This window comes from Brinjal little leaf phytoplasma (genome assembly GCF_978563805.1).
In genome coordinates this window covers 1-9,245 of record NZ_CEAFKD010000008.1, presented here as the reverse complement: position 1 = coordinate 9,245, position 9,245 = coordinate 1, and the positions used below count along the sequence as shown (strand labels likewise).

7 protein-coding genes and 4 pseudogenes are annotated in these 9,245 nt (G+C 21.5%); 8 read left to right on the top strand and 3 right to left on the bottom strand.

Annotation, left to right across the window (positions count from 1 at the left end; genetic code table 11):
- The 4 genes and pseudogenes from ACTCUI_RS02160 to ACTCUI_RS02145 form a co-directional block, all read left to right on the top strand.
- A pseudogene (locus ACTCUI_RS02160) lies at positions 1–263 on the top strand (hypothetical protein); the annotation flags it as partial.
- A 102-nt stretch (positions 264–365) separates the two neighbouring features.
- Positions 366–1,007, top strand: a pseudogene (locus ACTCUI_RS02155) (YqaJ viral recombinase family nuclease).
- A gap of 181 nt (positions 1,008–1,188) precedes the next feature.
- Positions 1,189–1,449: a DUF2963 domain-containing protein gene (locus ACTCUI_RS02150; RefSeq protein WP_463431310.1), complete on the top strand. Its 261-nt coding sequence runs from the start codon at positions 1,189–1,191 to the stop codon at positions 1,447–1,449.
- A 16-nt stretch (positions 1,450–1,465) separates the two neighbouring features.
- A complete protein-coding gene (locus ACTCUI_RS02145; RefSeq protein WP_463431314.1) occupies positions 1,466–1,996 on the top strand; it encodes a dTMP kinase in 531 nt (176 codons plus the stop codon).
- 238 nt (positions 1,997–2,234) lie between these two features.
- Here the strand turns inward: ACTCUI_RS02145 and ACTCUI_RS02140 are convergent, their stop codons facing one another.
- Both ACTCUI_RS02140 and ACTCUI_RS02135 read right to left on the bottom strand, forming a co-directional pair.
- Positions 2,235–3,083: an AAA family ATPase gene (locus tag ACTCUI_RS02140; protein ID WP_463431312.1), complete on the bottom strand. Its 849-nt coding sequence runs from the start codon at positions 3,081–3,083 to the stop codon at positions 2,235–2,237.
- A gap of 89 nt (positions 3,084–3,172) precedes the next feature.
- On the bottom strand, positions 3,173–3,661 hold the full coding sequence (locus ACTCUI_RS02135) for a hypothetical protein (RefSeq protein ID WP_463431308.1): 489 nt from the start codon (positions 3,659–3,661) through the stop codon (positions 3,173–3,175).
- Positions 3,662–4,226: 565 nt separating this feature from the next.
- Between ACTCUI_RS02135 and ACTCUI_RS02130 the strand changes: the two are divergent.
- Positions 4,227–4,755: pseudogene (locus ACTCUI_RS02130) on the top strand (phase variable surface lipoprotein).
- A gap of 676 nt (positions 4,756–5,431) precedes the next feature.
- On the opposite strand, the pseudogene ACTCUI_RS02125 reads toward ACTCUI_RS02130, so the two are convergent.
- Positions 5,432–6,278, bottom strand: a pseudogene (locus tag ACTCUI_RS02125) (AAA family ATPase); the annotation flags it as partial.
- Between the two features lie 644 nt (positions 6,279–6,922).
- Between ACTCUI_RS02125 and ACTCUI_RS02120 the strand changes: the two are divergent.
- The 3 genes from ACTCUI_RS02120 to ACTCUI_RS02110 all read left to right on the top strand — a co-directional run bounded on the left by ACTCUI_RS02120 (position 6,923) and on the right by ACTCUI_RS02110 (position 8,691).
- Positions 6,923–7,240 carry a hypothetical protein gene (locus ACTCUI_RS02120; RefSeq protein WP_463431306.1) on the top strand — a complete coding sequence of 106 codons (318 nt, stop codon included), beginning with the start codon at positions 6,923–6,925 and terminating at the stop codon, positions 7,238–7,240.
- Complete coding sequence (locus ACTCUI_RS02115; protein WP_463431304.1) at positions 7,203–7,781, top strand: hypothetical protein; 579 nt, start codon at positions 7,203–7,205, stop codon at positions 7,779–7,781. The genes ACTCUI_RS02120 and ACTCUI_RS02115 overlap by 38 nt, the downstream gene beginning before the upstream one ends.
- 112 nt (positions 7,782–7,893) lie before the next feature.
- On the top strand, positions 7,894–8,691 hold the full coding sequence (locus tag ACTCUI_RS02110) for a coiled-coil domain-containing protein (RefSeq protein ID WP_463431302.1): 798 nt from the start codon (positions 7,894–7,896) through the stop codon (positions 8,689–8,691).
- Positions 8,692–9,245 lie beyond the last annotated feature (554 nt).

Genomic DNA, 9,245 nt, shown 5'->3' with positions numbered 1-9,245 from the left:
ATGTAATTAAATTCTACCTTTTCACATTCAAACTAAGTATTTACCAATTAAAACAAGGAATAATAGTTCAATTTTATCAACATTTAACCACGAAAGCAACCCCATCATGTGGAATTCTATTTAATATTTGGTTAACTAAGTTAAATAATGGCCTTAATAACCTTAGTCATTATTTCTTTGCTTATCAAAATCAATGGTTAAACTTAGGTTGGTTTATTAATAATTATTTTATTATTTCTCCCTCATTTTTTATCTTTCATTGATTTTCTTTTTAAATGTCTTTATCGCATTCTACGGTTTATTTATTATAAAGGCAAATATCTTTTATCATTATTCAAAAAAATTTTTAAGAAAGAATGATTATTATGAGAATAAAAAATTTAAATCAACGCACTAAATTATGGTATCAACACCGAAAAAAATATATCAACGCTTCCGAAATTGCTTCGATAACAGGTTTAGACCCCTTTCGTTCCATGGAACAATTAGTTCATGATAAACTCTTTGGAACAAACCTTTACTGCCAATCAATATACTCTCTATGAGCAAAAATGGAACCCATTGCTCAGCAGTTTTTCATTCAAAAAACTCATTTAACTTTTGAAGATGCCATTTTTGTGGATGATCAAGTTCACCTTTTTTCTGCATCTTTAGATGGCTATAACGAACAATATCAAGCTGTTTTAGAAATTAAATGTCCTTTTGTTAATGAAAACCAAGAAGTTTCATCCGCTTGGACTGGTTTTTTAACTAATCCTCAACTCGAAAATATTCCTCAATACTACTGGGCCCAAGCTCAATGTCAACTCTATTGTTCTCAAGCGAACTTTGCTTAATTTTTAGTTTATTTTAACGACCAAAAATATCATATTGTTCCAATTTATCAAGATAAAAACTTCATATCTAAAATGATTGCTGATAGTAAAAAATATCTAAATCTTCTAAACAAAGCCAAAGAAGAATTAGAAAAAAACACTTATTTAAAACAATTAAGCAAAATCAAATAATTAATTAATAATTAAAGACCTTCAAATTAAAGGTCTTTTTTTTTATGCCCAAATATAAAAAATCAAAGGAGAAATCAATGAAAACAATTATAGAAAAATTTATTGAAGATGAGAAATATAAAGTTACTTAAGAATACGACAAAGATACTAGAAATATTATTAAAAAAACTTGTGTATCTAATTGACAGAAAAACTATTTGGTTTGCCAACGAATATGATAAAGAAATCAGCCATCGCGTTTAAAGAAACTTATTATAGATTTGATGGCAAAACTATTCAAAAAATCTATGAATACAATAAAAACACTGGAGAACTAATCAAAACGACATATTACCGCCCCGATGTGGAACAATTAAAAATATCTTTAACTTTTAAAACCCAAATTAAAATTAAAAGGAGAAACAATCATGAAATTAATCGTTTTTTAAGGGTTAGATGGTAGCGAAAAAACTTCTCTTATCCAATTCCCTTCAACCCTAATTAAAAACTCCTCAACAATTGTATCAAGACTTAGGGAGTGTTCTCTTGGAAAGGAAATTAGAGATTTATTTTTAAATTTTCAACAAGTAGGTGATTGCCTCACTCATTTTTATTTAAGTCTCGCTAACATGGCCCAAATCCAAGCGGAATTATTTAAAAAAAACCAATTAATTATCTTAGAACGTTGGTTACCATCTACTTATGCTTATCAATTATTTCCTTTTTCCAAGGAAAAACAACAACTTTTACCTTTAACAAAAATCTTTCAGATAAATCATAAAACTATCTTAAAAAAAACTGATTTATTAATTTATTTAGATATTGACCATCTCATCGGAATAACTAGAAAGAAAAAACAAAAAAATCATCAAAGAGATCTCATTGAAAGACAATCATTAACTTATTTTCAAACCGTTCGTCAAGGATACAATCATTTTAGAGACGAGTTTTTTATTTTTTTTGGTTCACTAATAAGTGAAGAGTTAAAATGGTTTCGTCTTTTGTCTTGAAAAAAACTTTAAAATTAGGAAATTAAATTCAACAACTTCCGCAGTTAAAAAAGTTTTTTTTACGAGAAAAGATGAGGTTATACAACTGAAAAAGTGGTTTTGGTGATTATTTACAAGTTAAAAAGTTGTAACAAAATATGGGTTCAGTGGGCCCTTGACGTCATTGTGCGTATTGATTTTCACAAGTCTCTCTATAAAGCGAACCACTGATTTTTTATTTTAAAATTAATTTTTAAGACTAAAAATTAATTGATAAATTTTTTATTTCTTTCCAATTTTGATGTTGATTTTCGCATATTTCACGATTTTTTTTAATTTCATCTATTGATTTTGGAATATTTTGTTTGCTATTCAATGCTTCATCAAGATCGCTAGGCAACATAACATTATGTTTTATATTGTTATAATGCTTATTAGTTTTTTTATAAGCATCTTCGATAATACTAACTAAGTCTCGATTAGAATAATTTTTACCTCGACATTTATTTGAAATGTTTTGCAAATGCAAAAAAGTATAATAATTAATTTGATAAGGTTTGATAATATGTTTCAAAAAATTTTCTATTTCTGTATCTGAAATAGAATTAATTTTAATTTCTTTGCTAAAACGGCTTCGTAAAGCTTTATCTATTTTTTCAGGATAATTTGTCGCACCTACTAAAACAATTTTATTATTTTTTGTTTTAAATCCGTCTAATTTTGTTAATAAATTGTGAACAATATTTATTTGAGTTATGTGTGCATTACTTTCTTCTCGACTAGCTAATCCATTAATTTCATCAATAAAAATAATACATTTTTCATGTTTTTCTGCTTCTTGCCAAATCTTTTCTAATTCTTCTTTACCTTCTCCTATATATTTCTTATCAAATTTAGAAGGTTCTAATTCTATATAATATACATTAGCTTCATTACATAAAGCCTTTATTAAAAAACTTTTACCAGTTCCTGGCTCTCCATATAATAAGTAACCTTTTGGTTTTATTTGTTCAAAATTAACTAAATTATAATCAGAATTAAAATAACAAATTAAATATTGCAATTCTTCTTTTTCTTTTTGCATTCCAAAAACATCTTTAAAGAAAATTTTATTTTTTGAATTAGATGAAAATGATTTTTCATTTATTTGTTGTTCGAATATTAACGATTGTTCATTTAAAAAAAATTCATAATTTTCTATAAATTATTCATTTCAAAAAAATCATCTTTGAAATTTGTTTTTTTGATAATTTCAATAATATTTTTTTCTATTTTAATCAACTCAATAGCATTTTTTAATGCTTTAATTTGATTATTATTTTCAGATTTTATTTGTAAACTTTTATCATATTCTAGAGGATGTATTTTATTTCTGTTTAATGGAGCAACTTCTTTTTTTTCTTTAATTAATTCACTATATTTATTATCTAAATTTTTTAATTGTTGTTCTAAAAAATTAATTTTATTTTGCAAAAGTTCAAATGATTTATTATCTAATATATGCTGCAATTTTTTTCTTTTTTGCTTAAAAAAACAAAAATATTTTATTTTTTGGTTACTATTTTTAAGATTATTAGTTTGCGCTTTTATTGAATAATTTTGATTATCAAAAATTGTTAATAAAAAACAAAAAAGGAATAATAGTATAATATAATTTTTTTGTAACATCTTATTTTTTATAGACATAAAAAAATACTCCTTATATAATTATTCTTATATCAAATGGAAACAATAAACTTTTATCAAATTTTAATATAATAAATTAAATTATGATAATATTAAAAGTATTGTTTTCAAAATTGAAATTATCCTAATGAATCGCATTTCTATTCCAAAAAATATAAATTTTTATTTATATTTTTTTAAAACAAAATTACTTTAAACTAGTTTATAAAAAAATTAATAATAACACAAAAAATAATATTTTAAAATAAAAGTTAAAAAATTTCTTAAAATTTAAATAAACAAAGAAAAAAAACATATATAAAATTTTAAAAATCTTACGTCTTAATGTCTTATATTAACCCTTAATAACACTTCTTGTTATTATAATTTAAAAATATAAAGTTTAAAGATAAAATATTTAAAAAAATATCTTTTAAAACTAAAAGAATTATCATAAAAAGTTTAGACAATTTTTTTTAGTCTTAAAGAACAATTTTTAAAGAAAAAATTGTCTAAAAAAAACAGAACAGTTCAATCTTACCATTATTTATTAACTTCTAATCACAATAATGAAAAGTCAACCAGGATTAACTTATTTAAACCAAAAAAGAAAAATACCTACCAAGAAGCTAATTACCGTCCTAAAAACCAAACTCTCTTCGTCGATCCAAAAATCTTAGAAGAAATTAAACAAACAAAAATAACTTTAATTAATGATAATTTCTCTTCTAGTAATAGTAATAAACTATTACTTTCGGATTAAACCCCTCTTAAAAGTCAAAATAATCCCCTTAAACACCTCTATCCTCTATTTCAAATCAATTATCAAAATGAAACTAAAAATCAAGTGAAAGAATTAATTGGGAAAATTGATGACAATAAGTTAGAAACTTTACAATTATATCAATTAGATGCTCAAAAGCGAGATAAATATCATAAACCCACGAAAACTAACTATAAAAGAGAAAGGGTTCAACATTATTTATTATCGAAAAGAAGATTTAAAATATCTTCGATCCTTTTTAACAAAAGATAAACAAGGTTATCGAGTGAAAAAATTACGTTCTGGTTATTTATCAAATTTAAATAAAAAAGAATTAAAAACAAATAAATAATTTATAAATTACCATTTTATTACCATTAAGTTACCTTTTTATTACTATCTTATTACCGCTTTGTTACCATGTTACTTTTTCTCATTATATCCTTTTTAACAAAAAGCTTATTGAAGGAGTGATATTTGATATTTTATATCGATAATAATAATTGATACTCGATATTTGATATTATCGAATTATCATTTTTCATATCATTATTATTTGTCGATATCATAAAAACCTCTTTTTTGAAAAACAATTTTATTTTTTTAATTTATTCCAATCATTAAATCAACTTTAATTTTTAAATTAATCGCCTTACCAAGTATTTTATTATATAATTTTATTAAAAAAAATGATGAATGCGCTGAAGCGCTTATTTAATAATTATAAATAGATAAAATATAATCTATTGAATTAAATCTTTATTTTATTATTAATAGTTTGATTTTTTAAAAAAATTAAGGAGCTTTGTTAATTAAGTTTTTTTAATTAATCATTTTTGATTATAAAAAACGTTTAAATTCTTGAAAATACTCTTTTAAATTGCTAAATTAATATTAGTTCATCTAATTATAATTGAGACAACTAGTACGAGAGATACTAATTAAAAACTTTTTTTGTAAATTTTGTTACCAAAGATAACCATTATAATCAGAAACCTTGTTTGGAATTATTAAAAAATTTTAAAACATTATATATTTTGTTTAAATTTTTCATGTATTTTATTAATTTTTTTTTCATACTCGCTGTGTAATTTAGGTATATAATAAATCAATTCTTTTATTTCTTGTGGTAAATATTGTTGATTAACATAATCATTTGGAAAATTATGAGGATATTTATAATCAAAACCAATACCTAATTTACTTGCTGAATTATAACTAGTATCTTGTAAATGTTTTGGTATATTAAAGACATTACCTTGCAGAACATCTTCATAAACTTTATTAGTGGCTAAATAAGCACTATTGGATTTTTCACTTAAACACATTTCAATAATTGCCAATCCTAAAGGAATACGTCCTTCTGGTAAACCAATTTGACGAAAAGCATCAATTGCTGTTTTTACATGTATAATAATCATTGGATTAGCTAATCCAATATCTTCATAAGCGGTAATTAACATTCTTCTTATTAACGCTTCATGATCGCCACTTGCTAATAATCTTGCAAAATAATGTAAAGCTGCATCAACATCACTACCTCTAATAGATTTTTGTAATGCTGACTTTAAATTATGATGCTCATCGTTATCTTTAAAATTTATTAAATTAGCTGATGAAGAAATTTTTTTAATAATTTTTTTTGTAATTTCTTCTCCAGGATATAAATTTAAACACAATTCTAACATATTAATAGCAATACGTAAAATCTCCGCTAGACAATTGACAAATCAATAATAAAGCATCTTGTAGAATATTTAATGGTAATTTTTTATTAACGATTAACTTATTTAATCCTGTTAACATTTCTTCGGTCGTAATTCTTTCTAATTTAATGATGTTAACTCTTGAACGAATACTCGGATTAATTACAAAATTTAGATAATTGTTGTTTACATGTTTCAATTATTATTAGGATCTTATAAACACAATAGTATGTATTATTGTAATTATTTCATTTGATATTATATTTATATAAAATAAAAGAATTTATTTAAAAATCGCCAAATTAATAAGTCAAATAAAATGGTTCAAAACGTCCTTTAATAAAAAAATATTGACAAAAAAATATCCTGATTATAATATGAATATGCACTTATAAAATAAAAAATTTATAAACAAGGATTAATTTATACTAAAAATTATCCTGATTCATATTCTAAAATTAAATTTTGATATATTATATATCAAATATATATTTGATTATTGTATCTTAAGGATTTTTTATTTTTATTATGAATCCGAAATATTAAAAATAAAATTTAAAATATTTCGAAAAAAAAGAAAATTAAGGTGTTAAAAAAATTCATTCACAAAATAAAAAAGAAAATCCAATTTTATCTAATAATCAGAATATAAGATCAAAAATAAATAAAAAAAAATATTTTAAAAAATTTTTTAAATTTTTCTTTTTTTCTTTTATTCTTATCTTTTTTTCATTGTTTCTTTTTGCTTTTGCTTATTTATTTATTCAAGATACAAACCTAAAAAAGCTCAAAAATTCATCTATTCTAAATGGATTGACTTTAAAAAAGTTAGGGGTTAAAAAAAATAAAATAGAAGAAACAGCTAAAAAATATCAAAAAGAAATAAAAGGTATTTTCGAACAACACATTTCAAATTTAAATAAAATACGACAAAATATTGAAGAAAAAAATGATTTTTTAAAAAAAGAAAAAAAATATATTTTAGATAAACAAGGCTTAAAAAATCAAGTTTTAATAAATAAAAATCAAAATTTTTATCAAAAAATTTCTGACCAAGAAGAAGAAAAAATTATAAAAATTAAAGAAAAAATGATTGAAACAAATAAATTCGATTCAGAAGAAAATAAATAACTTAATTCAAACAATGCCTAAATTAATTAAAGAAATACCTAAATTAATTGAATTTCATAAATTAAATACTAATTTATTTAATGATAAGTTTTTAGGTGAATTTAAAACATTAATGCAAATAGAATGTAGGGAAAATTTTTTCAAAGACTCCATAGATAACGAAAAAATTTATTTAAGCAATGATATAAACACAATTAAAAAAGAACAAGAATCTATTTTTCTGAAACAAAAAGAAATTTTCGAAAAAGAAAAAACATTTATAGAAGATCAATTAGGTAAAATATTAAATTTATTAACAAAAGATATTAATGAAGCAAAAAACAAATTAGACAAAGAAATTAAATACTTAGATGAAAAAGAAAAAAACTTAAACTTAATACAAAAAAATTATGAACAAATAAAAGGACAATTAGAAAAAGAAAAAAAAGAAATACCTTTTGTAGAAATAGATTCAATAAACAAAGAATTCCAAAATGTTTATTCAATAACACAAAAAAACATTAATGAAATTATCAACGAAATAAAAAAAAATAAACGATGATGATCAAATACCTAATAAAATAAAAAAAGAAGATATTTATAAAGAAATAAATGATTTATTACAATTTGAAATAAAACAAAATAATACAACATTCAATTTCAATTTATCAAAAATGGATTCTTTAATAAATTCAATAAAAGAAAAACAAAAAAAACAAGAATACAAAACAAATTTATTTCAATCCACTATCGAAAAACAATTATTGAACGAAAATAAAGAATTAAACAAAATAAAAAAACAAATAGATAAGTTAATTCAAAAATTAAATAATAATAAGAATTTTAAAGATACTCAAAAGGAATTAGACAAAGGAATAGAAAATTTAAAAAATATTAAAAAAAATTTAGAAAAAGATTTTAAATTGTCAGAAATACATCAAAATCATCGATGTAACTGTCACGACGAAACTCAAAAAAAAATAAATGAATTAATAGAATATTTAAAAACTTCCCAAAAAAAACATGAAACAACTCAAAACGATTTTTTAACAAAGTTAATAAAATTAAACGAAAATTATAATGATATTGTTGATACAATTGAAAAGAAATCAACATATAATCAAAAAACAATAAACGAAATAAAAGAAAAATCAGATGAAATACAAAATAAAATAAAATTTTACTTTAACAAAATATCTGAACAAATATCTAAACAAATGCAAAATCAAATGATAAATGATACATCTAATGTTATAAATGATTTAAAAGAAGATAAAAAAGATATTGAAAATTCATTAAACGATATTTTTTATGATAATAAAAATCAAACTAAAACATCAAATGTTATAGATGAATTCAAAAAATTTAAAACAATAAATCATAAAAATTTTAATTTTTTAGAAAAAGTTTCAAAATTAAAAGACATAAATATTATTTTAGGACAAAAAAAACAAATACAGAAGACATATTAAAATTATTAACAAAAGATATTGAAAATATAGAAAAATCATTTGAGACCGAAAACAATTATTTAAAAGAAAATATCATTGATCTTTTTATATATAAAAACAAAAATAGATCTAATTCATTAAAATCAAATTTAGAGTCAAATTTAAAGTCAAATGAAGATAAATTAAATGAAATATGCAATGAAGATTTCATTTGTGATAAAAATAAATTTTTAAAAAAACCATCATATGAAAGACTTAAAGAAAAATTAAGTACAAACAACAATGAAATTAAAACAACTTTACATGAATTAGGCCATACTTTAGTATGTTTATATCATATTTCAGATAAAGAACAAATTAAAGAAATAATAAAAAAGTAACAATTATACCTAAAGGTAATATAAAAGGATATCTGAGATATCTAAGTAGAAAAGAATCATTAAGTGATAATAATAAAGAATTAAGAATTAAATTAGGAGGACTGGCGGTTGAGTATCATTTAAAATGGTACAATTGGTAATCCACATGTTTAGGTCAAACCGTTTTTTTATAGTTAATATAAAAAAACGGTTTGG